18 protein-coding genes are annotated in these 22,253 nt (G+C 67.4%); 8 read left to right on the top strand and 10 right to left on the bottom strand.

All coding sequences use genetic code 11. The annotated features are described in order from the left end of the window. Window positions 1-5 precede the first annotated feature (5 nt). The gene (locus FOZ70_RS21440; protein WP_011353604.1) at window positions 6-419 is read right to left on the bottom strand and encodes a VOC family protein; all 414 of its coding nucleotides are present in this window, start codon (window positions 417-419) and stop codon (window positions 6-8) included. Between the two features lie 431 nt (window positions 420-850). Between FOZ70_RS21440 and ada the strand changes: the two genes are divergently transcribed. The 3 genes from ada to gshA all read left to right on the top strand — a co-directional run bounded on the left by ada (window position 851) and on the right by gshA (window position 4,988). Continuing rightward, on the top strand, window positions 851-1,942 hold the full coding sequence (gene ada / locus FOZ70_RS21445) for a bifunctional DNA-binding transcriptional regulator/O6-methylguanine-DNA methyltransferase Ada (RefSeq protein ID WP_060229522.1): 1,092 nt from the start codon (window positions 851-853) through the stop codon (window positions 1,940-1,942). Then, the gene (locus FOZ70_RS21450) at window positions 1,939-2,898 is read left to right on the top strand and encodes an AlkA N-terminal domain-containing protein (protein ID WP_219706655.1); all 960 of its coding nucleotides are present in this window, start codon (window positions 1,939-1,941) and stop codon (window positions 2,896-2,898) included. Before ada ends, FOZ70_RS21450 begins: the two co-directional genes overlap by 4 nt. Before the next feature lie 476 nt (window positions 2,899-3,374). Continuing rightward, window positions 3,375-4,988 (top strand): glutamate--cysteine ligase, encoded by a 1,614-nt coding sequence (gene gshA, locus FOZ70_RS21455; protein WP_219706656.1) that lies wholly within the window; start codon window positions 3,375-3,377, stop codon window positions 4,986-4,988. Window positions 4,989-5,090: 102 nt separating this feature from the next. On the opposite strand, the gene FOZ70_RS21460 is transcribed toward gshA, so the two are convergent. After that, window positions 5,091-5,402 carry a DUF4148 domain-containing protein gene (locus tag FOZ70_RS21460; RefSeq protein WP_060217983.1) on the bottom strand — a complete coding sequence of 104 codons (312 nt, stop codon included), beginning with the start codon at window positions 5,400-5,402 and terminating at the stop codon, window positions 5,091-5,093. A gap of 419 nt (window positions 5,403-5,821) precedes the next feature. Here FOZ70_RS21460 and FOZ70_RS21465 point away from each other — a divergent pair, with 419 nt between their 5' ends. Next, the gene (locus FOZ70_RS21465; RefSeq protein WP_021157971.1) at window positions 5,822-7,462 is read left to right on the top strand and encodes an L-lactate permease; all 1,641 of its coding nucleotides are present in this window, start codon (window positions 5,822-5,824) and stop codon (window positions 7,460-7,462) included. 95 nt (window positions 7,463-7,557) lie between these two features. Here the strand turns inward: FOZ70_RS21465 and FOZ70_RS21470 are convergent, their stop codons facing one another. Then, on the bottom strand, window positions 7,558-8,502 hold the full coding sequence (locus FOZ70_RS21470; RefSeq protein ID WP_219706657.1) for a LysR family transcriptional regulator: 945 nt from the start codon (window positions 8,500-8,502) through the stop codon (window positions 7,558-7,560). A gap of 229 nt (window positions 8,503-8,731) precedes the next feature. On the opposite strand from FOZ70_RS21470, the gene FOZ70_RS21475 reads away from it, so the two are divergent. Beyond that, entirely contained in the window at window positions 8,732-10,906 is a 2,175-nt protein-coding gene (locus FOZ70_RS21475; protein ID WP_059586591.1) for a phospholipase C, phosphocholine-specific, read from the top strand. Window positions 10,907-11,112: 206 nt separating this feature from the next. Then, window positions 11,113-11,838 (top strand): phosphonate utilization associated transcriptional regulator, encoded by a 726-nt coding sequence (locus tag FOZ70_RS21480; RefSeq protein WP_048025648.1) that lies wholly within the window; start codon window positions 11,113-11,115, stop codon window positions 11,836-11,838. Window positions 11,839-12,012: 174 nt separating this feature from the next. Here the strand turns inward: FOZ70_RS21480 and FOZ70_RS21485 are convergent, their stop codons facing one another. The 7 genes from FOZ70_RS21485 to FOZ70_RS21515 form a co-directional block, all read right to left on the bottom strand. Then, window positions 12,013-12,285: a hypothetical protein gene (locus tag FOZ70_RS21485; protein ID WP_060229525.1), complete on the bottom strand. Its 273-nt coding sequence runs from the start codon at window positions 12,283-12,285 to the stop codon at window positions 12,013-12,015. After that, window positions 12,282-12,728, bottom strand: coding sequence for a DUF4105 domain-containing protein (locus FOZ70_RS38130; RefSeq protein ID WP_258025694.1), 447 nt, complete (start codon window positions 12,726-12,728; stop codon window positions 12,282-12,284). Before FOZ70_RS38130 ends, FOZ70_RS21485 begins: the two co-directional genes overlap by 4 nt. Window positions 12,729-13,069: 341 nt before the next feature. Beyond that, entirely contained in the window at window positions 13,070-14,458 is a 1,389-nt protein-coding gene (locus FOZ70_RS21495; RefSeq protein WP_059688914.1) for an FAD-dependent oxidoreductase, read from the bottom strand. Between the two features lie 115 nt (window positions 14,459-14,573). Next, the gene (locus FOZ70_RS21500; protein ID WP_219706658.1) at window positions 14,574-15,704 is read right to left on the bottom strand and encodes a 2-aminoethylphosphonate--pyruvate transaminase; all 1,131 of its coding nucleotides are present in this window, start codon (window positions 15,702-15,704) and stop codon (window positions 14,574-14,576) included. A gap of 48 nt (window positions 15,705-15,752) precedes the next feature. Continuing rightward, entirely contained in the window at window positions 15,753-17,480 is a 1,728-nt protein-coding gene (locus FOZ70_RS21505) for a putative 2-aminoethylphosphonate ABC transporter permease subunit (RefSeq protein WP_219706659.1), read from the bottom strand. After that, entirely contained in the window at window positions 17,477-18,568 is a 1,092-nt protein-coding gene (locus FOZ70_RS21510; protein ID WP_048025652.1) for a putative 2-aminoethylphosphonate ABC transporter ATP-binding protein, read from the bottom strand. The genes FOZ70_RS21505 and FOZ70_RS21510 overlap by 4 nt, the downstream gene beginning before the upstream one ends. Window positions 18,569-18,665: 97 nt before the next feature. Beyond that, a complete protein-coding gene (locus FOZ70_RS21515; protein ID WP_021157963.1) occupies window positions 18,666-19,721 on the bottom strand; it encodes a putative 2-aminoethylphosphonate ABC transporter substrate-binding protein in 1,056 nt (351 codons plus the stop codon). Window positions 19,722-19,929: 208 nt separating this feature from the next. On the opposite strand from FOZ70_RS21515, the gene phnA reads away from it, so the two are divergent. Together phnA and FOZ70_RS21525 are read left to right on the top strand one after the other, a co-directional pair. After that, window positions 19,930-21,168 (top strand): phosphonoacetate hydrolase, encoded by a 1,239-nt coding sequence (phnA, locus tag FOZ70_RS21520; RefSeq protein WP_219706660.1) that lies wholly within the window; start codon window positions 19,930-19,932, stop codon window positions 21,166-21,168. A gap of 29 nt (window positions 21,169-21,197) precedes the next feature. Further along, window positions 21,198-22,253, top strand: a 1,056-nt coding sequence (locus tag FOZ70_RS21525; RefSeq protein WP_219706661.1) for an aldehyde dehydrogenase family protein, incomplete at its 3' end; no start/stop codon positions are given.

Here is a 22,253-nt window from a genome sequence, read left to right on the forward strand (position 1 = left end):
CGCGTTCAGCCGATCGCGGCCGGCGGCCCCTTGAATTCGAGCATGTTGCCTTCCGGGTCGAACAGGTAGATCGACGGTCCGTAGCCGCCGGCGCCGTAGCGTTCCGCAGGCGCGCCCGGCCGTGCGCCATGCGCGGCGAAATGGGCGGTCAATGCGTCGGGATCGAACGGCTCGACGCGCAGGCACAGGTGATCGAGATTGCGCCCCGTGCCGGGCGGGCCGCTGTCAGGGCGGTCGATCGGGCCGCCGACCGACAGCAGGTCGATCAGTGCATCACCGGCGCGTAGCTGCACGAGGCCCAGGTCGGGCTGTTCCTTTTCCACATGGCAGCCGACGGCGTCGCAGTAAAAGCGCGTCATCGCGGCCATGTCGGTCACGCGCAGCACGATGTGATCGATCGCGCGGATGGTGGGTTTCATGGGCAGGCGCTCCTTCGCAGTCGACGAGCATCGAGTGTAGACGCATCGCGCCTGCGCCGCCCGCCGGAACGCGGCACAATCGACGGACGAAAAAAAGCCCGTTCACGCGGAGCGGAACGGGCTTAATCCATATCAGGAGGAGACATGGAGGAGACAGTTCCAACTATACACACGGCGATGGTGCGACGCAATATTCCGAATGCAAAAAAACGTCAGGACGGCGATTTGTCGCATCCGCAGTGCAGCAAAATAGTGACGGGACGATGACGAAAACCGCGCTGCAGCAGCCGGCGCGCGCGTTTCGCCGGACTTATTTCCGAGTGATGCGCCCCTGATTATCCGGGGCGAATCACAGAGCAAGATTCAGGGCGCGACGGCACGTGCCGATGTCTAGAGTAGGCACCATCTACACTAGAGAGTGCGAGGTTCAGATGAAAACCGCCTATCCGACCGATGATGCCCGCTGGGGCGCCGTGACCGAGCGCGATCCGCATGCGGACGGCGCGTTCTTCTACGCCGTGCGCACGACCGGCGTGTTCTGCCGTCCGACCTGCGCGTCGCGGCTGCCGCGCCGCGAAAATGTGTCCTTCTTCGCCGATCCGGCCGCCGCGCGCGCGGCCGGTTTCCGGCCCTGCAAGCGCTGTCAGCCGGAAGGGCTGCCGCGCGAGCTCGAGATCGTCAACCGCGCGTGCGCGGTGCTCGACGCGCATGCCGAGCGGCTCACGCTGCAGCAGCTGAGCGATGCCGTGCACGTGAGCCCGTTCCATCTGCAGCGGCTTTTCAAGCGCGTGGTCGGCGTGTCGCCGCGGCAGTACCAGGCCGCGCAGCGCGGCGCCGCGCTGCGGCAGGCGTTGCAAAGCGGGCAGCCGGTCACGCAGGCGGCCGTCGACGCGGGTTTCAACTCGCCGTCGCGACTCTATGCGTCGGTGCCGCGCGAGCTCGGGATGGCACCGTCGGCGTTCCGCCGCCAGGGCGCCGGCCTGCGGATCGACTATGCGACCGCGTCGACGTCGCTCGGTACGGTGCTCGTCGCCGCAACCGAACAGGGCATCTGCCGGATCGCGTTCGGCGACGAACCGGCCGCGCTCGTCGGCGAGCTGAAGGACGCGTTCGCGCGCGCCGAGCTGGTCGAAGCGTCGGCACGGCTCGCGCCGTTCGTCGCGCAGATCCGCGCGTACCTGGACGGCACGCGGCACGCGTTCGACCTGCCGCTCGACATCGCGCCGACCGCCTTCCAGCAGCGCGTGTGGGAAGCGCTGACGCATATTCCGTACGGCGAAACACGCAGCTACTCGGAGATTGCCGAGGCGCTGGGCGCGCCGCGCGCGGTGCGCGCCGTCGCGTCCGCGTGCGCGTCGAACCCCGTCGCGCTCGCGATCCCGTGCCACCGCGTCGTACAAAAGGGCGGCGCGCTGTCCGGGTATCGTTGGGGCGTGCGCCGCAAGGCGACGCTGCTTGCCGCCGAGGCGCGTCACGTGCACGACGATGAAACCGAATCCGTCGCGGAGGGCAGCGCAGCTTGAGCATCGCAAGAACGACGATTACGTCCATCGTGAACGGCGGCCGCGTGCCGCCGTCCGCGCAAATGGAACTGCGCTTCAATGCGCCTTACGACTGGGCGCGCGTCCTGCGCTTCTTCAGCGGGCGCGCGATTCCGGGCGTCGAGCAGGTGGCGGGCGGCGTGTATCGCCGCATCGTCGACCTGCACGGCGACGCCGGCCGGCTCACGGTCGCGAAACATCCGCGCAAGCATTGCCTGGTCGCGACGGTCGAAGGCGCGGTCGCGCGTCATGTCGATGATGCGTTCGCCGCGCGCGTCGCGACGATGTTCGACCTCGGCGCCGATCCGGCCGTCATCGGCAGCGGACTGGCGCGCGATCCGTGGTTCGCGCCGCTCGTCGAGGCCGCACCGGGGCTGCGCGTGCCGGGTGCGTGGTCGGGGTTCGAACTGGCCGTGCGCGCGATCGTCGGCCAGCAGGTGAGCGTGAAGGCCGCGACGACGATCGTCGGCCGGCTCGTCGAGCGGGCCGGCGAGCGCGTGGTCCATGAAGACGACGGTGCGCCCGCATGGCGTTTTCCGACACCGGAGGCGCTGGCCGCCTGCGATCTCGACAAGATCGGGATGCCCGGCAAGCGGGTGGCGGCACTGACGGGTACGGCGCGCGCGGTGGCGGCCGGCGACGTGCCGGTCGATCACGAGCACGCCGATCTCGCGACGCTGCGCGGTGCGTGGCTCGATCTGCCCGGCATCGGCCCGTGGACCGTCGAATACATCGCGATGCGCGCGTGGCGCGATCCGGATGCGTGGCCGGCCTCCGATCTCGTGCTGATGCAATCGATCGCCGCGCGCGATCCGGCGCTCGACCGGCTCGCGACCCAGAAGCGTCGCACCGAAGGCTGGCGGCCGTGGCGCGCGTACGCGGCGCTGCATTTGTGGAACGAAGTGGCCGACCGGGCGGGCGGCGCGCGCGGCGGGTGAGGGCAACTGCCGATCACTGAGTTGCGCGGCCGGGTGCGACCCGGCGAAGCCGCGATGCAACCCGTCGCGCAAGCCGTGCCGGTGTTCGTTGGCTACCGCCGGACTTCGACCGTCAAGGCTGTTTCTCGAATCCGTCGTCCGCCCGATGCCGGGCGCACGACGCACACTTTCGCCTCTCTCCGTGGTCGATTCGGCGGCACGGTTGCACCTGCCGTCCCCCGTTCGCGCGTCAAGTTCCGTCGGACGAATGCGCTCAACCGGTGTGCCTGCCGCCGCCGCCCGGAACCGGCGGGAGATGCGGCGATCGCCGCGGCCGGCCCGTCCGGCGGCCCGTTCCGGCCCGTGCACGCTGCCCGGCGCCACCTCAAGCGCGGGTTTCGGCGAGATGTTAAAGTGCCCGCTACCAACGAAGCGACCAACAATCCAGCCGGCCGCGCGCGGCGTTCTGCGCGCGGCCGTCACGCACTTGCGTCTCCATGTCGAACACCATGACTCACCGCCAGTCCGAACTGCTGCTGAATCGTCTCGAAGCGCTGAGCTCGGGCCCGACGCGGCAGCATCTGCCCGACGGCCTGCGCGGCATCGAAAAGGAAAGCCTGCGCGTGACGCGCGACGGGATGATCGCGTTCACGCCGCATCCGCGCGCGCTCGGTTCGGCGCTCACGCATCCGGCGCTGACGACCGACTATTCCGAAGCATTGATCGAACTGATCACGCCCGCGGAACGCGATGCCGCGATCACGCTCGAACGCCTCGACGATCTGCATCGCTACGTCTATGCATCGCTCGGCGACGAGATGCTGTGGAACGACTCGATGCCGGGCCTGCTGCCGGCCGACGACCAGATCCCGATCGCCGACTACGGCACGTCGAACATCGGCCGCCTGAAGACGGTGTACCGGCGCGGCCTCGCGTATCGCTACGGCCGCACGATGCAGTGCATCGCCGGTATCCACTACAACTATTCGCTGCACGAGGAAGTGTGGCGGCGCCTGCATGCGGACGAAGGGTCGACGGCCACGCTCGTCGATTACCAGTCGGAGCGCTATCTCGCGCAGATCCGCAACTTCCGCCGCCGCAGCTGGCTGCTGATGTACCTGTTCGGCGCATCGCCCGCGCTCGACACGAAGTTCCTGCGCGGCAAGCCGCACAAGCTCGACACGTTCGACGCCGATACGCTGTACCTGCCGTATGCGACGAGCCTGCGGATGAGCGATCTCGGCTACTCGAACACGACCGCCCAGGCCGCGCTGCACGTCGACTACAACACGCTGCCCGGTTATCTCGACGCGCTGTCGAAGGCCGTGAGCGAGCCGTATCCGGCGTACGAGGCCATCGGCACGCATCGCGACGGCGAGTGGATCCAGATCAACACGAACGTCCTGCAGATCGAAAACGAGTTCTACTCGACGATCCGGCCGAAGCGCGTCACGTATTCGGGCGAGCGGCCGTTGCATGCGCTCGCGTCGCGCGGCGTGCAGTACATCGAGGTGCGCTGTCTCGACATCGATCCGTTCGAGCCGACCGGCATCGCACTGGAAACCGCGCGCTTCATCGACGCCTTCCTGCTCGCGTGCGCGCTCGACGAGAGCCCGGTGCTCGACTGCCCCGCGTACCAGGAGGCGAATGCGAACTTCGGCAGCGTGACGATGGAAGGGCGCAAGCCCGGGCTCACGCTGCAGCGCGACGGCGCGCCGATCACGCTGCAGGCGTGGGCGGACGAGCTGATGGCCGATATCGAAACCGTCGGCCGCCGTCTCGACGAAATCCGCGGTGGCGACGAACATGCGCGCGCGATCGCCGCGCAGCGCGAGAAGCTTGCCGATCCGGAGCGCACGCCGTCCGCGCGCGTACTGCGCACGATGCGCGAGCACGGGCAGTCGTTCCTCGGGTTCGCGCTGGCGCAGAGCGAAGCGCATGCCGCGCATTTCCGCGCGCACCCGCCGTCGGCGGAGACGCTGCGCACCGAGCAGGCGCTCGCCGCGAAGTCGCTCGCCGAGCAAGCCGAGCTCGAAGCGAAGGAGGCCGGTTCGTTCGACGCATTCGTCGCGGCCTATCGCGCGTATACGCTGAACCGCTTCAGCGTGTGATGCCTGGCGCACGCGCACCGCGTCGGTCGGCGCGGTGCGCGCTGCGTCCTCCGTCGCCGGTCGGTGTACGCCGTGGCGCCCCCGATCCGGGTCGATCCACCGTCAGTGGTGTGCGTACGTGCCGCGATCGATCGCGTGCGGCAGCGCCGGCTTGCCCGATTCCACGTTTGCGCTGCCGTCGCGGCCGTAGCCGGCGTTCGCGCCGCGTGCCTGCGCGGCACGGTGCATGATCGCCTGCATCTTTTCCGGAAAGTCGGGACTGCTTGCCAGGCTCGTCCGGTAGCCGGCGGCCTGCAGCTCCACGAGTTCCTGGCGGACCTCGGCGCGCGTCAGCGTCGACGCCGCCTGCGCGTGCGCGGCGAAGGCCGCGCCGATCAGCACGCATGCGCATACGGCTTGTTTCATCGTCTTCATCGTGTTCACTCCGTGAGGTTCCGGTGCCGTGCCGTGACCGGCGCGGGCGGAATCGATGCAGCCAGTCTAGGCTTCGGATGCCAAACGAAACATCCCGCCGGCCGTCAGGCACCTTTGCCGCATGTGCAACATTGCGCGGGTGAGCCACGCACGACGGGCATCCTGTCGAACGCGACAGCGGCCCGCCCGCTGCCTGTCAGCCTGCGGCGGCGGGCTCGTACCGGGTCGGCACGCATCGGGCTTGTCCTCCTTGTAGAAGCGCCCCGCGCCTCCTAACCTCTTTTAAGCGACCGATCGGTTGGCCGTGCGACGTCGTTGCGTGCACAAGCGCCTGAGCGCCGTCGCGATTGCGGAAGGACCGCTTTGCACCGAATCCGGGGGCGCCGTCGCGCCAGCCCCGGGTCGACTTTGGAGACGCGATGAATCCCACCGACGCCCTGCCGCCCGGCATTGTCTTCGCGCAGCCGTTGACGCCGGTCGCCAACTCGCTGCTGCTGTCCTTCCTCGTCGCCGCGATCCCGATCGCCGTCGCGCTGATCGCGCTGGGCGTGCTGCGCCGCCCCGCGTGGCAGGCGTCGCTCGCCGGGCTGGTCGCCGGCCTCGCGGTCGCGATCGGCGCGTGGGGGATGCCGGCCGGGCTCGCGTTCAACGCGGTCGGCGCGGGCATGGCGCTCGCGGTCGTGCCGGTGATGTGGATCGTCTTCAACGCGCTGCTGCTGTACAACATCGCGGTGAAGTCGGGCCGCTTCGACCAGTTCCGGCAGTGGATGCTCGACAACCTGCCCGACGATCGGCGCCTCGTGCTGCTCGTCGTCGCGTTCTCGTTCGGCTGCCTGCTCGAAGGGATCTCGGGATTCGGCACGCCGGTCGCGATCACGAGCGCACTCCTGATCGCGCTCGGCTTCCCCGCGCTCGAAGCGCTCACCTATACGCTGCTGTTCAACACGGCGCCGGTTGCGTTCGGCGCGCTCGGCGTGCCGATCACCGTGCTCGGCGCGGTGACGTCGCTGCCGCCCGCGACACTCGCGCAGATGGTCGGCCGCCAGTTGCCGTTCTTCGCGCTGCTGTTGCCGTTCTACGTGGTCGGCGCGTACGGCGGGCTGCGCTCGATCTCGAAGCTGTGGCCCGCGCTGCTCGTGTCGGGCGGCAGTTTCGCGATCGCGCAGTTCGTCACGTCGAACTTCCTCGGCTACCAGCTCACCGACGTGCTGTCGTCGCTCACGTCGCTGATCGTCACGATCGGTTTCCTCCAGGTGTGGAAGCCGCAACCCGATCCGCAATACGCGCTCGCGCGCAGCGTGCCCGCAACGGCCGGTGCCGCCCGCGCGGGTTTCGGCGGCTGGCTGCCGTGGCTCGTCGTGTCGGTGGTCGTGATCGTGTGGGTGCACGCGAACGTCGCGGCGATCGGCGACGTGAAGATCAAGTGGCCGGGCCTGCACAACGCGGTGTTCGTGTCGCTGTACCACAAGCCGTATGCGGCGATCTGGGACTTCCAGCCGCTCGGCACGGGCACCGCGATCCTGCTCTCGGCGATCATCACGGCCGCGCTGACGCGCACCGGTATCGGCGCGTTCCTCGAATGCGTGGTCAAGACCTGGCGGCAGACGTGGATCGCGATCGTCACGGTGATGATGATCGTCGGGCTCGCGTACCTGCTGAACTACTCGGGCATCAGCTATACGCTCGGCACCGGCGTCGCGTCGACGGGGGCGCTGTTCCCGCTGGTGTCCGCGTCGCTCGGCTGGATCGCCGTGTTCCTGTCCGGCAGCGACACGTCGGGCAACGCGCTGTTCGGCAACCTGCAGGTCGTGGCCGCGCGGCAGCTCGGCCTCGATCCGGTGCTGATGGCCGCGACCAACTCGTCGGGCGGCGTGATGGGCAAGATGATCTCGCCGCAGAACATCGCGACGGGCGTGTCGACGACGGACCTGAAAGGGCAGGAAGGTGTCGTGTTTGCGCGCACCTTCTGGCACAGCGTGATCCTCACGCTGCTGCTCGGCGTGCTGGTGTTCCTGCAGCAGCACGTGCTGACGTGGATGATTCCGGCACTGCCGAAATGAGGTGAGCGCAACGACAGAAGGAAGGCACGAGGAAAAACGAGGGAAGGCGCGGGAAAAGCGCCGGCAAAGTGCGGAACCGGCGAACGCGCGGCACTTCAGCGCGCGTTCGCCCACCGCGCCGTTCGTCCTGCTTCATCCGCCCCGGCTGCCGAGGCCGCCGCAGCTGCCGCGGCCGTGTTGCCGTCGGCCGGCAGGATGCACGCGAGAAACGCGTCGATCGCGGGGCTCTGGCGGCGCGCCTTCAGGTAGTACACGTATTCGTCGATCGTCGTGTCGACGCCGCGCAGCGCGATCACGCGCAGGTCGGGATGGCGCTCCGCCTCGCCGAGCGGAAACAGGCTGCCGCCCACGCCGTGCAGGATCGCCTCGCGGATCGCTTCGCGGCTGCCGATCTCGGCCATCGATACGGCCGCGACACCGGCCGCCGCGAGGATCGTCTCCGTGCAGCGGCGCGTCACCGAGCCTTCCTCGCGAATCAGCAGCCGCACGTCGGCGAGCTGCGCCGGATCGATCGCGTCGAAACGCGCGAGCGGATGCGTGCGATGCACGACGAGCACGAGCGGGTCGGTCGAGATCACCTTGCGTTCGAGGCCTTCGGCGTCGTTGTGCTGCGACGATACCGCGAGATCGATGCGGAATTCCTGCAGCGCCTGCAGGATTTCCTCGGAGTTGCCGATCCGGCACGTGAGCGCGATCGACGGATGCGCGTTCGAGAAGCGGCCGACCGCGTCCATGATGTAGTACGGCCCCGTCGCACCGATCCGCAGGTGCCCTTCGAACAGGCCGCCGACGTTGCGCAGCATGATGTCGGCCTGCGCCTCGAGCGCGATCATCTTCTCGACGAGCGGCAGCAGCTCGATACCCGTCTCGGTGACCTCGAGCTTGCGGCCGCTGCGGTAGAACAGCTCGACGCCGTACAGCTGCTCGACCTGCCGGATCTGCGCGGCAATCGTCGGCTGGCTCACGCCCAGGTGGCGCGCGGCGCGCGTGATGCTGCCCTGCCGGACGGTCGCGTGGAACGCCTTCAGCTGATCGAACACGACTCGGCTTCTCCCCTCTTCATCGCGCGTCAGCGTAGCGCATGCGTGTGTCGGCCGCATGAAAGGCGCGTCGTGCGCCGCTTCGAAAAAAAGCTGGGGGTGAGCGCAAGAAACCTGCTGGAACCGGTCACGGCCGGGACATGCCGGTGCGGGGTAATAGCGCGTAACACACCGACCGCCGGCCCCGCTCGACCGGCGCCCCACTCCTACCGACAACAGGGTTCCCTTCATGTCTTCGAACAATCGACGCGATTTCCTGCGCCTCGCCGCGCAGTCGGCCGGTGCGATGGCCGCCTACGCGGGCTTCCCGCCCGCGATCCGCAATGCGCTGGCGATGCCGGCCGCCTACCGCACGGGCACGATCCGCGACGTCGAGCACGTCGTGATCTTCATGCAGGAAAACCGTTCGTTCGACCATTACTTCGGCGGGCTGCGCGGCGTGCGCGGCTTCAACGACCCGCGCCCGCACCTGCTGCCGAGCGGCGCACCGGTGTGGCAGCAGCCGCCGGCATCGGTGTTCACGAAGAACTACCATTCGCGCGGCCTCGATCCGTCGGCGCCGTACGTGCTGCCGTTCTACCTCGATCCGAAGCAGACGACCGAATTCCAGCCGGGCACCAACCACGGCTGGAGCAGCGGCCACCTGTCCTGGAACAACGGCCAGTGGGACCAGTGGGTGAACCAGAAGCAGGACGTGCTGACGATGGGCTACCTGAAGCGCCAGGACCTCACGTACCACTACGCACTGGCCGACGCGTTCACGATCTGCGATTCGTACTTCTGCTCCGCGCACGCCGACACCGCGCCGAACCGCATCTACCTGTGGACCGGCACGGTCGACCCGCGCAACATCTACGGCACCCCGCCGAACGGCCCGGGCATCGGCGAGCGCGACGACGTGAACGGCTACACGTGGACGACCTACGCCGAGCGCCTCGAGAACGCGAAGATCAGCTGGAAGGTGTACCAGGGCGGCACGGGCATCCCGGGCGACCCGACCGACAACTACACCGACAACTCGCTGATGTTCTTCAAGAAGTTCCAGGTGAAGGAAGGCGCGAGCGGCCCGCTGGTCGACAAGGGCGCGTCGGACCACACGCTCGCCGAGCTGAAGGCCGACGTGCAGGCCAACCGGCTGCCGCAGGTGTCGTGGATCGTCGCGCCGTACAAGTACAGCGAGCACCCGCAGGCGTCGCCGACCGACGGCGCGTTCTACATCAACATGGTGCTCGAGGCGCTGACGTCGAACCCGGAGGTGTGGGCGAAGACCGTGTTCATCCTCAACTACGACGAGAACGACGGGCTGTTCGATCACGTCGTGCCGCCGGTGCCGCCGGTCACGAGCGGCGTGGGCGGCCAGGGCATCGTGTCGTCGAACCTGCTGTCGAACCTCGGCGACGAGCTGCTCGACCTGAACAAGTACCCGGGCGAAATGAGCCCGCTCGTGCCGGGCGCGGACCCGGGCGGCATCCAGCCGATCGGCCTCGGGCCGCGCGTGCCGCTGATCATCATCTCGCCGTGGACGAAGGGCGGCTGGGTCTGCTCGGAGACGTTCGACCATACGTCGGTGCTGCGTTTCCTCGAAGCGCGCTTCGGCGTGAAGGAGCCGAACATCAGCGCATGGCGCCGCTCGATCTGCGGCGACCTCACGTCGGCGTTCGACTTCTCCGCGCGCCCCGACACGCGCACGGTGAGCTTCACGGTGCCGCAGCACATCGCGACGGCCGGCCAGGCGTACCAGGTGCCCGCGCAGCAGGCGATGCCGGCGCAGGAACCCGGCACGCGGCCGGCGCGGGCGCTGCCGTACGAGCTGTTCGTGCACAGCCGCGTGAGCGGCCATGACGACAGCGTGTCGCTCGACTTCGCGAACACCGGCGACGCGGGTGCGGCGTTCTATGTGTACGACCGCCGCAATCCGGCGACGCCGCCGCGTCGTTATGCGGTGTCCGCGCACGATCGCTTCGTCGACACGTGGAACACGTCGGCCGCGCGCGGCGATTACCATCTCGCGGCATACGGCCCGAACGGCTATCTGTGCGAGTTCCAGGGCAACACGCGGCTCGCGGCCGACGGCCGCCACGCGAACCCCGAAGCGCGGATCGGCTACGACGTGCGCAACCGTCACGTGTACCTGCAACTGCGCAACAGCGGGCGCGCGACCTGCCGCGTGACGGTCGACAACGCGTACAGCCATGCGCATGCGCGCACCTACACGCTGGAGCCGGGCGAACGCGTCGAGGATCACTTCGCGTTGTCGTCGAGCCACGGCTGGTACGATCTGACGATTACCGCGACGACGCTGCGCGGCGGCGACGACAAGGTCGTGCGCCGCTTCGCGGGCCACGTCGAGACGGGTCGGCCGAGCCACAGCGATCCGGGGCCGGTGAAGCACACGACGGCCTGACGGCCGTCACGCGTCGCGCGATGCGGGCGAGGTCGGCCCGCCGCGCGAGCACCGCCTGCCGGCTGCATCCCGATTGCATCCCGGTACGTGGAATTGGCTTTTGGAAACTGAAAACTGTTGACAATGTGTCGGGCCGAGGGTATACAAGGATCATTCGCCGATATGGCGCCCTCGTTCCCTACCGCAGCCTTGCTGCCTGCCCGACCATGACAGCCCCGAACGCGCTCAGCGCCATCGAACTCCTGCAAAGCCAGTCGCTCGCGATGATCGTCCAGGACATGCTCGAGCGCGCGATCGTCTCCGGCGAATACGCACCCGGCGAGAAGCTCAACGAAGTCGAGATCGCGACCAGGCTGAACGTGTCGCGCGGCCCCGTGCGCGAAGCGTTCCGGGCGCTCGAGCAGGCCGGCCTGCTGCGTAACGAGAAGAACCGCGGCGTGACGGTGCGCGTCGTGCCGCTGCGCGAGGCCGAGGAGATCTACGAAGTGCGCGCGATGCTCGACGAGTCGGTCGCGCGTGCGCTCGCGAAGCGCATCTCGCCCGACACGCTGAAGGTGCTGAAGGGCATCATCCAGTCGATGAAGGACGCCGCGAAGACCCACGACGTCACGCGCTACACGGAGCTGAACGTGCAGTTCCACGACGCGATGGTCGTCGGCGTCGGCAATACGCACCTCACCGATACCTACCGCCGGCTGGTGCGCCAGCTCGGGCTGCTGCGCCAGGCCGCGATCGAGGCCGAGGAAGACGCGATCGCGGTGTCCGCCGCCGAGCACGACAAGATCGTGCAGGCGCTCGCACGGGGCGACGAGGAGCAGGCGGTCGCGCTGGTGCGCGAGCACGTTTCGCATGGCCTTGCGCGGATGCGCCGTACGCACGAGCAGGGGCTGCCCGCGACGGGCAAGGCGGCGCGGGAGAAGGCTGGCGCGTGAGTGGGGGCGGCGGGCGTCATCGCACATTGATGGCGAAAGAGCGTTGACCGGGCGCTCACCGCCTTCCGTTCTTGCATTGCGAGTTTCGGATGGGTTGCTGGTCGCATCGGACAGGCGTAGCCCCGGTCGAAATCGAAGGCGCCCGGGCTGAATGCACGGATCGCCGGCAGGCGATCATTTGCCGCGTCGTTTATCAAAGGCATCGTCCAGAACCCAGCCCGTGCCGGATTCGCAGTGCACTTCTGTGTACGCGTAAATTTTGGCAACACGATCCGTCAATGGAACACAGGATTCACCTTTCCTGACCGTAAAGACCGGCTGGGTCCTATCGTCGTTGGGCTCGGCAAACGCAGGCATGTTCTGAAGCGCTGTCCACTTCTCGTCTTTATATTTCGAGCAAGCACCGATCATCATGGTGAGTGCGGCGAATAGCAGAAGGCGCATCATTTTTTGGGATATCGTCGGATTCCAATCAGGCGTTTCGAGTGGCGCAGACCGGTCATCAAATCCGCAGGGGCTATGATACCCGGCAGTTGCCATCTTGGGTCATAAGCCAGAATTCCCGCCTTGCCCAGTAATTCGGCTATGTTCGACGAGCAATTGTTGTCGACGAGCGAGTATGGCTTGTTTTCATGTCGCCGGCGTTTAATCTCGGAAACAATGATCTTCTTCTCGTCCTCGGAGCTGTTGAGGAGATAGCCGATCGTATCGCGTTGCATCTTGGTTTGCTGGCGGCTCAGATAGTTCCGGATGTTATCGACGTCCCACCCCGGATGCGCCCTGCCATATACGATTCCGTCGATTGCGATCGCGGCATGTCCGAACTGGGATCCTCTCGAGATGGATCGAGAGTCGCTAATCAGGATTTCGACGGTTGCTGACGAATGCATGAAGGATGAATTGAATTGATTATCTATCGAATTCGCGAAATCCTATCATGATGATCTTGATTGTAAAATCGAGACATTTAATCGAAAAATAAATATTCGATAGGTGGTAAATCCATTTGTTAATTATGTCTGTATTGGGACATGTCTCATCGATGCGCAGTAAATTGAATGACGGGTTGCCTGTTTTGCGGGAATCACGATGTTGGGGATTGGACTTGCTCCATGGACGGGATTTCCTAGCTCGCCAATCGGGCGAGGCGAGGGCTCAAAAAGCCGGCGGCGGGATAACGCTTGGCGTGCCGCCCGGGTTTTCCTGATCTCCCGCGCATGGTGCCCTCCCGTCACGCCTTGTCCGCCTTCCCCGCCGCGCTCGCAAACTTCGCGAGCCACGTATCGACGGCCGCCGGCTGCCGGCTCTCGTCCTCCGCGCGCTCCTTGCGGCGGATCGCATTGCGCACGACATGCGCGCCGACATAGCGGATCGGCTCCGGCGGGAAATGGCCGAGCGGGCCGCGCACGATCGGGCTGCGCGTCCATGCGTTGTCGAGGCCGAGCACCAGCGACGACAAAATCTGCCCGCCCATGTAGGTCGGCCCCACGCCGTTGCCCGAATAGCCGAAGCCGTAGAACACGTTCGGCGCATCGTCCAGGCGGCCGAAGAACGGGAAGCCGGTGACCGATCGATCCGACGGCCCGTTCCAGCTCGCCGTGACCGGCACGCCCGCGAGCGACGGAAAGAACTCGCGCAGGCTGTGCGTGAGCTGCGCCTCGTACGGCGAGCGCCGGTCGAACACCGGTGCGATGCGGCTGCGCCACGAGAACGTGTTGCCGCCCTTGCCGAGCATCAGCCGCCCGTCGGCGGTGGTGCGGTAGTAGTAGACGAAGATCCGCGAATCGAGCACCGACACGCCGTCCACGAGCCCGGTCTTCTCGAGCAGTTCCGGGCATTTCTCGGTGATGACCATGTCGCTCGACACGACCGCGATCGTGCGTTCGAACTGCGGGAAGCGGCTCGCCATCCACGCGTTGATCGCGAACACGAGCTTGCCCGCGCTCACGCTGCCCGACGGCGTGCGCACGACGGCCGGCTGGCCGGGCGTGAAGTCGAGCATCGGCGTGCGCTCGTAGATCCGGATGCCCATCGCGAGCGCGACGCGGCGCAGCCCGCGCACGAGCTTGCCGGGATGCACGGTCGCGGCGATCGGCGAGTAGACGCCGTCGAGGTTGCGTGCGGAACCCGAGCGGCGCGCGACTTCGGCGGGCGGCAGCGGCTCGTAGCTGTGGATGCCGCACGCGGCGAGCGCATCGAGTACCGGCGCGAGCGTGCCGACCTGCGCGCGCGACGTCGCGGTGTACAGCGTGCCGTCGAGCCGCAGCTCGGCATCGATGTCGTGCGCGCGGCAGAAATCGGCGATGTGCTGCACGGCTGCTTCGGAGGCCTTCACGAGCCGGATCGCCTCGGCTTCCCCGAACAGCCGCCGCAGCGTCAGGAATTTCGCGGACCACGTGAGCAGGCAGCCGCCGTTGCGGCCGCTCGCGCCGGCGCCGCACAGGTCGGCTTCGACGATCGCGATGTCGAGCGCGGGGTTCTGCTGCCTGGCCTGGATCGCGGTCCAGAGCCCGGTGAAGCCGCCGCCGACGATGCAGACGTCGGCCTGCGTCGCACCTTGCAGCGCGGGGGCGAGATCGCCGTCGTTGAACAGCGCTTGTTCGATCCAGAAGGGTCGCATGGGAGGGTTCGCCGAAAAGGGGCCGTGCCATGCACGGCACGGGAAAAGCGGCCGCCGCATGCGAACGTGCACGCGGCGGGGTACGTCACATCACATCCCGTCGTATTGCGTCACGTCAGGCCGCCGCTTCGGCCGATACGCGGCGCACGCCCATCGCTTTCAGCGTGTCGGCGATCGCGGCGACGGCGCCCGGGATGCCGGCCTCGCCGAAGTGGCCGATGCAGCCGACCCGGAACGTCTCGACCTCGGTGAGCTTGCCCGGATACAGGATGTAGCCGCGTTTCTTGACCTCCTGGTAGAACCGCTTGAAGTCGTAGTTCGGATCGTCCGGCGCGTGGAACGTGACGATGATCGGCGCCTGGATCGCCGGATCGAGGAACGGCCGGAAGCCGAGCGCGAGCATCCCGTCGATCAGCGCGCGCGTGTTGCGCTGGTAGCGGCCGCCGCGCGCGGCGAGCCCGCCTTCGTCGACGTATTGCGCGACGGCCGCGTCGAGCGCCGCGACCACGTGGGTCGGCGGCGTGAAGCGCCACTGCGTCGTGCGCTGCATGTAGACCCACTGGTCGTACAGGTCCATCGCGAGCGAATGGCTGTTGCCTTCGCAGCGTTCGAGCGTGCTGCGCTTCGCGATCACGAAGCCGAGCCCCGGCACGCCTTCGAGGCATTTGCCGGACGCGGCGATCACCGCATCGAACGGCGTCGTGCGCGCGTCGATGTCGATCGCGCCGAACGAGCTCATCGCGTCGACGATCAACGCGCGGCCGTGCTTCGCGACGACCTGCGCGATCTCGTGCAGCGGGTTCAGCACGCCGGCACCCGTTTCGCAATGCACGAGCGCGACGTGCGTGATGGACGGATCGGCGGCGAGCGCGCGCTCGACGTCGGCCGGATCGACGCGGCGATCCTCGCTGTAGTCGATCGTCGTGAGCTTGCGGCCGAGCACGCGGCTGATCTTCGCGATGCGCTGACAGTACGCGCCGTTGTTCGGCACGAGCACGTGGCCGTCGCGCGGCACGAGCGTGCCGATGGCCGCTTCGACCGAGAACGTGCCGCTGCCTTGCAGCGGCACGCATTCGTGCGTGCCTTCGCCGTGCACGATCTGCAGCAGGCGTTCGCGCAGCCGCGCGGTGATCGTGTTGAAGTCGCTGTCCCACGATCCCCAGTCGCGCAGCATCGCGTCGCGCGTGCGGTCGGAGGTGGTCAGGGGGCCGGGGGTGAGCAGGATGGGCTGGGCGGCGAGCGTCATGGTGTCTCCTCGATGAAGTCGGGACGTCACGTGAATGCGGCGAAAGAATCAGTGGCGATGCGGGTTGCGCCAGGCCTGCGTACGGCGCAGCAGTCGATGCGAGATGCACGCGAACAGCACGCAGGCGAACGACGACGTCGCGAGCACGAGCGTGGCCATCGCGGCGGCCGGGCCCATCTGGCCCGCGTCGTCGAGGCTCAGGATCGCGACCGACGCGGGCTGTGTGTCGGGCGAGTAGAGGAACGCGACGGCCGACACGGTCGTCATCCCGTTGACGAACAGGTAGCGCGCGATCAGCAGGATCGCGGGCAGGCACACGGGCACGGTCACGCGCAGGAAGGTCTTGTAGAACGGCACCTTCAGCGACGCGGACACGGCCTCGAACTCGCTGTCGATCTGCCTGAGCGCGGTGACGGCCGTCAGGTGGCTCGACGCGTAGTAGTGCACCACCGTGACGATCGCGAGCAGCCACAGCGAGCCGTACAGCCCGTTCAGCGGATTGCCGGGCGCGTTGAACAGGAAGATGTAGCTGATGCCGAGCACGAGCCCCGGCACGCCCATCGGCAGGATCGCGCACAGCGCGATGAAGCCGCGCAGCCAGCGCGCGCCGCGCGTCTTCTCGATCAGGTAGGCCCCGCCGAACACGACGATCGTGCCGCCGATCGCCACCGTCGCGGCCATCCGCAGGCTGTTCCTGTACGCGTCGAAGATGCCGGCGCCGATCAGCCCCATCTCGTAGTGCTGCAGCCCGAGGGTCATCTGGTACGGCCAGAATTTCACGAACGACGCGAACACCGAGATGCCGACCACCGCGATGAAGAACGCGCACACGAGCGTGCAGTACGCGAGCATCGCCGCGTCGAAGCCGCGCGACGGTTTCGGCTGGTACGGCGTCGAGCGCGCGCCGAGCTGCGACTGCTGGCGGCGGCGGATGAAGAAGTCGACGCCGAACGCGACGAGGGCGGGGCACAGCAGCATCAGGCTCACGACCGCGCTGCGGTTGAAGTCCTGCAGGCCGATGATCAGCTTGTAGATGTCGGTCGACAGCACGTTGTACGAGCCGCCGATCACGACCGGCACGCCGAAGTCGTTGATGCACATCGTGAACGCCACCATCGTCGCGCTGATCAGCCCGTACTTCGCGCCCGGCAGCGTGATCGTGAAGAACTTGCGCAGGCGGCGCGTGCCCATCGCGTCGGCGGCCTCGTAGAGCCGGCCGTCCGCGAGCGACAGCGCGGTGACGAGGATCATCAGCACGTGCGGGAACGACGCGTACACCATGCTCAGCACGATGCCCGGCAGTCCGTAGATCGAATGGCCGTGCAGCAGCGGCTTCAGCAGCCCCGCGTTGCCGAACCAGTAGATGAACGACACCGCGGACAACAGCGTCGGCGCGAGCAGCGGCAACAGCGCGATCGTGCGTGCGGCGTTCTTCAGCGGCATGCACGAGCGCGTCAGCGCATACGCGAACGTGAACGCCATCGGCACGACGATCGCCGTGACGAGCGCGCCGACCGTCAGCGAATGCAGCATCGAACGCAGCACGCCGCTGTCCTCGAGGTAATCGACGAAGTTGTGCGCGCCGACGAATCGCCCGTCGGCATCGACGAAGCATTTCTGCACGACGAGCGCGAGCGGCAGCAGCAGGAACAGCGACATCAGCGCGGCCATCGCGACGAGCGCGAGCTGCGCGATGCGGTCGTGCCAGTGCGTGAGCTGCCGCACGTCGGCGGGGGCGGAGGCGCCACGGCGGCGCTCGGTCAGGACGGTGCTCATTGCAGTCGCTCCTTCGCGCACGGGAACACGCGGACATGCTCGCGATCGAGCGCGAGATCGATGCGCGCGCCGGCCGCCACGCCGGTGCGGTCGACGTCGTGATACGACAGGTCGGCGACGATTTCCTGGCCGTCGAGCCCGTCGATCCGGAAGCTCACGCGACAGAACGCGCCGAGGAATTCGAGCTTCTCGACGCGGCCGGCCAGCACGTTGTCGGCCGTTTCGCCGGGCACGCGGATGCGCAGGTCTTCCGGCCGCACGTAGACCGATACCGCCGCGCCTTGCGCTGGGCGTGCCGTGCCGTGGCGGCAGTCGAGGCCGACCGCGCCCGCCCGCAGCGTGCCGTCCTGCGCGACTTCGGCGGGAATCGTGTTGACGCGGCCGATGAAATCCGCGACGAACGGCGACGCCGGCTGCCGGTAGATTTCGAGCGGCGTGCCGATCTGCTCGATCACGCCGTGGTTCATCACGACGATGCGGTCTGCCATCGACAACGCTTCTTCCTGGTCGTGCGTGACCATGATCGTCGTCACGCCGAGCCGCTGCTGCAGCGCGCGGATTTCCTGGCGCAGCCGCACGCGCACGCGCGCGTCGAGCGCCGACAGCGGCTCGTCGAGCAGCAGCAGGCCGGGGGAAGTCGCGAGCGCGCGCGCCAGCGCGATGCGCTGCTGCTGGCCGCCGGACAACTGGCCCGGGTGCTTGCGATGGCTGTCGGGCAGGCCCACCAGCGCGAGCAGCGTGTGCACGCGCTCGTGGATCGCGTCGCGCTTCATCTTCCGGTTCACGAGCCCGTACGCGACGTTGTCGTACACGGTGAGGTTGGGGAACAGCGCATACGACTGGAACACGATGCCGTAGTCGCGCAGTTGCGGCGGCAGCCGCGAGATGTCGCGGCCGTCCTGCATGATGTGGCCGGCGTTCTGCGTTTCGAGCCCCGCGATGATCCGCAGCAGCGTGGTCTTCCCGCAGCCGGACGGCCCGAGGAAGCAGATCATCTCGCCCTTCATCACGCTCAGGTTGATGTCGGTCAGGACCTGCGTGTCGTTGTACCGCTTCTCGATGCGTTCTACGCTCAGATAAGGTGCCATGCGCGCCTCCATGCTGGGGCGGCCCGGGGGCCGGATTCGACGATGGAAAGGGTGACGCGGGGCGGCGCGCGGCGCGGCCCCGCTGCCGGTCGCGGCGTTACTGCTGCGTTTTCGCCCCGTAGCGCTTCTGCCACGTATCGAGGATCGACTGGCGGTTCTTCGCCGACCACACGAAGTCGTTCTTCACGAGCAGGTCCGAGTAGTTGTCGGGGATGCCGGCGAGCTTGCGCGCGACACCCGGGTACGCGACGATCGCCCACCAGCGCGCGGTGATCTGGTTCGCGTCCTTGCTCGCCATGAAGTCGGCCAGCTTCTTCGCGGCGTCGGGCTGCTTCGTCGTCTTCATGATCGCCGTGCCTTCCATGTCCCAGCCGAGCCCTTCCTTCGGGAACACGAGATCGATCGGTGCGCCCTGCGACTGCAGTTCGTGGCCGCGGAACTCGAACGAGATGCCGATCGGGAATTCGCCGGTGCCGGCGAGCGTGCACGGCTTCGAGCCCGAGTGCACGTATTGCGCGACGTTCCTGTCGAGCGCGTCCATGAATTTCCAGCCTTTGTCGTCGCCGAAGGTCTGCAGCCACGCGGTCACGTCGAGGTAGCCGGTGCCGGAGGAAACCGGGCTCGGCATCACGATCGCGCCTTTGTAGACGGGCTTCGTCAGGTCTTCCCACGACGTCGGCTTCGGGATGTTCTTCGCCTGCGCGGCGACGCGGTTGTAGCAGATCGTCGCGCCCCACACGTCCATGCCGACCCAGTGCGGCGGCGTGTTCGCGTCGCTGTACTTGCGCGTGAGCTGGTCGAAGCCCTTCGGCGTGTACGGCATCAGCATGCCCTGCAGGTCGAGCAGCGTGAGACTCGACGCGGCGAGGCCGAGCACGACGTCCGCGCGCGGATTGTTCTTCTCCGCGAGCAGCTTCGCGGTGACCGAGCCGGTCGAGTCGCGCACCCAGCGGATCTCGATGTCGGGGTTCGCTTTCTCGAACGCGTCCTTGTAGGGTTTCATCGCCTCGTCTTCCAGCGCGGTGTAGACGAGCAGCGACGTCTTTGCGTGCGCCGCCTGCGCGGCGCCGAGCGCGACCGCCGCGGCCAGCGCGAGACGGGCCGCGCCCGCCGCCCATGCATTCAAACGCTTGTTTACCGGCACTTCGTTCATCTTCAGACCCCTTGACTGTGGCGCCGCGGCACACGGCGAATGAGTGGAGACCAGCCCTCTTGCTGCTGCGTTGTTTTGCTTTCTGTTCTCTGCATGTTGTTGACAATCTACAAATCATCAATTTTAATGTCAAGCATGGAAAACACCTCCCTTCGGCGCGGCGCGGGCGCCGACGGCTCTACCCTTCGAACTGAAAGGAATGAACGTCATGACTGAAACGCCTGTATCCGTGGAAGTGAACGGCCGCCGCTACAACTGGATGCGCCGGCCGGTGGTGGTCGTGTGCGTCGACGGCTGCGCATACGAATACCTGGAGGAAGCCGCCGGGGCCGGCGTCGCGCCGTTCCTGCGCACGCTGCTGAAACCGGGCACGGCGCTCAAGGGCGAGTGCGTGGTGCCGAGCTTCACGAACCCGAACAACCTGTCGATCGTGACGGGCGTGCCGCCCGCGGTGCATGGGATAAGCGGCAACTATTTCTACGATCGCGACACCGGCGCCGAGGTGCTGATGAACGATCCGAAGTACCTGGTCGCTCCCACCGTGCTCGCGACCTTCGCCGAGCAGGGGGCGCGCGTCGCGGTCGTCACCGCGAAGGACAAGCTGCGCCGCCTCCTCGGCAAGGGGCTGAAGGGCATCTGTTTCTCGTCGGAAAAGGCCGACGAGGCGACCGTCGAGGAAAACGGCATCGACAACGTGCTCGAGCTGGTCGGCAAGCCCGTGCCGAGCGTGTACAGCGCGGACCTGTCGGAATTCGTGTTCGCGGCCGGCGTGCGCCTGCTCGAGACGCGCCCGATCGACCTGATGTACCTGTCGACCACCGACTACGTGCAGCACAAGTGCGCGCCCGGCACGGAAGGCGCAAACGCGTTCTACGCGATGATGGACACGTACCTGCAGCGCCTCGACGAACTCGGCGCGATCGTCGCGATCACGGCCGACCACGGGATGAACGCGAAACACGACGATGAAACCGGCGAGCCGAACGTGATCTACCTGCAGGAGCTGTTCGACGCGTGGCTCGGGCACGACGCGGCGCGCGTGATCCTGCCGATCACCGATCCGTACGTCGTGCACCACGGCGCGCTCGGCTCGTTCGCGACCGTCTACGTGCCGGCGTCGGCCGATGCCGAGGCGCTGCGCGCGCGGCTCGCCGCGGTCGACGGCATCGAGGTCGTGCTGACCGGCGCCGAGGGCTGCGCGCGCTTCGAGCTGCCGCCTGTGCGCATGGGCGACCTGATCGTGATCTCGAAGCAGGACGTCGTGCTCGGCACGCGCCGCATCAAGCACGACCTGTCGGGCCTCGACGTGCCGCTGCGTTCGCACGGCGGGATCTCCGAGCAGATCGTGCCGCTGATTTTCAGCAAACCGGTCGCCGGCGACGTCACGGGCCGCGCGCGGCTGCGCAACTTCGACATCATCGACATCGCGCTCAACCATCTGCAGTGATGCGTACGCATCCGCAAGGGGACACACTCATGAACGCCATTGCAGCATCGACGGACGTCCGCGAGATTCGTCGCGAAGCACTGCGAATCGACGGCGAACGGATTCATCGCGACGCGGTGATCGAAGTGCGCAACCCGTACGACGGCGCGCTGGTCGGCACCGTGCCGAAGGCGACACTCGACGACGTGCGGCGCGCGTTCGCGGCCGCGCGTGCCTACCGGCCGGCGCTCACGCGCCACGATCGCGCGGCGATCCTGCGCCGCGCGGCCGACATCGTGCGTGCGCGCACGGCGGAGATCGCGGCGCTGATCACCGCCGAGGCCGGGCTGTGCATCAAGGATTCGACATACGAGGCGGGGCGTGTGGCCGACGTGCTGACGTTCGGCGCCGGCGAAGTGCTGAAGGACGACGGGCAGATCTTCTCGTGCGACCTGACCCCGCACGGCAAGAAGCGCCGCGTGTACACGCAGCGCGATCCGCTGCTCGGCGTGATTTCGGCGATCACGCCGTTCAACCACCCGATGAACCAGGTCGCGCACAAGATCGTGCCGTCGATCGCGACCAACAACCGGATCGTCGTGAAGCCGTCCGAGAAGGTGCCGCTGTCGTGCTACCTGTTCGCGGACATCCTGTACGAAGCGGGCCTGCCGCCGCAGATGCTGCAGGTGCTCACCGGCGACCCGAAGGAGATCGCCGACGAGCTGATCACGAACCCGGCGATCGACCTCATCACGTTCACGGGCGGCGTGTCGATCGGCAAGTCGATCGCGGCGCGGATGGGCTACCGGCGCGCGGTGCTCGAACTCGGCGGCAACGATCCGATCATCGTGATGGAAGACGCCGATCTCGACGAAGCGAGCACGCTCGCGGTGTCGGGTTCGTACAAGAACTCGGGGCAGCGCTGCACCGCGATCAAGCGGATGCTCGTGCACGAGTCGGTGGCCGATCGCTTCACCGAGCTGGTCGTCGAAAAAACGCGCGCGTGGTCGTACGGCAATCCGGCCGATCCGTCCGTGGACATGGGCACGGTGATCGACGAAGCGGCCGCGAAGTTCTGCGAGCAGCAGGTGAACGACGCGATCGCG

Source organism: Burkholderia sp. COPS (genome assembly GCF_019425585.1).
GTDB classification, from domain to species: domain Bacteria; phylum Pseudomonadota; class Gammaproteobacteria; order Burkholderiales; family Burkholderiaceae; genus Burkholderia; species Burkholderia cepacia.

What these genes read in the sequence shown, in the direction of transcription:
- FOZ70_RS21495 (WP_059688914.1), bottom strand. Translation starts at nt 14,458, where the DNA reads ATGCGACCCTTCTGGATCGAACAAGCGCTGTTCAACGACGGCGATCTC.
- FOZ70_RS21460 (WP_060217983.1), bottom strand. Translation starts at nt 5,402, where the DNA reads ATGAAGACGATGAAACAAGCCGTATGCGCATGCGTGCTGATCGGCGCG.
- FOZ70_RS21480 (WP_048025648.1), top strand. Translation starts at nt 11,113, where the DNA reads ATGACAGCCCCGAACGCGCTCAGCGCCATCGAACTCCTGCAAAGCCAG.
- FOZ70_RS21475 (WP_059586591.1), top strand. Translation starts at nt 8,732, where the DNA reads ATGTCTTCGAACAATCGACGCGATTTCCTGCGCCTCGCCGCGCAGTCG.
- FOZ70_RS21510 (WP_048025652.1), bottom strand. Translation starts at nt 18,568, where the DNA reads ATGGCACCTTATCTGAGCGTAGAACGCATCGAGAAGCGGTACAACGAC.
- phnA (WP_219706660.1), top strand. Translation starts at nt 19,930, where the DNA reads ATGACTGAAACGCCTGTATCCGTGGAAGTGAACGGCCGCCGCTACAAC.
- FOZ70_RS21505 (WP_219706659.1), bottom strand. Translation starts at nt 17,480, where the DNA reads ATGAGCACCGTCCTGACCGAGCGCCGCCGTGGCGCCTCCGCCCCCGCC.
- ada (WP_060229522.1), top strand. Translation starts at nt 851, where the DNA reads ATGAAAACCGCCTATCCGACCGATGATGCCCGCTGGGGCGCCGTGACC.
- FOZ70_RS21465 (WP_021157971.1), top strand. Translation starts at nt 5,822, where the DNA reads ATGAATCCCACCGACGCCCTGCCGCCCGGCATTGTCTTCGCGCAGCCG.
- gshA (WP_219706656.1), top strand. Translation starts at nt 3,375, where the DNA reads ATGTCGAACACCATGACTCACCGCCAGTCCGAACTGCTGCTGAATCGT.
- FOZ70_RS21515 (WP_021157963.1), bottom strand. Translation starts at nt 19,721, where the DNA reads ATGAACGAAGTGCCGGTAAACAAGCGTTTGAATGCATGGGCGGCGGGC.
- FOZ70_RS21485 (WP_060229525.1), bottom strand. Translation starts at nt 12,285, where the DNA reads ATGATGCGCCTTCTGCTATTCGCCGCACTCACCATGATGATCGGTGCT.
- FOZ70_RS21500 (WP_219706658.1), bottom strand. Translation starts at nt 15,704, where the DNA reads ATGACGCTCGCCGCCCAGCCCATCCTGCTCACCCCCGGCCCCCTGACC.
- FOZ70_RS38130 (WP_258025694.1), bottom strand. Translation starts at nt 12,728, where the DNA reads ATGCATTCGTCAGCAACCGTCGAAATCCTGATTAGCGACTCTCGATCC.
- FOZ70_RS21440 (WP_011353604.1), bottom strand. Translation starts at nt 419, where the DNA reads ATGAAACCCACCATCCGCGCGATCGATCACATCGTGCTGCGCGTGACC.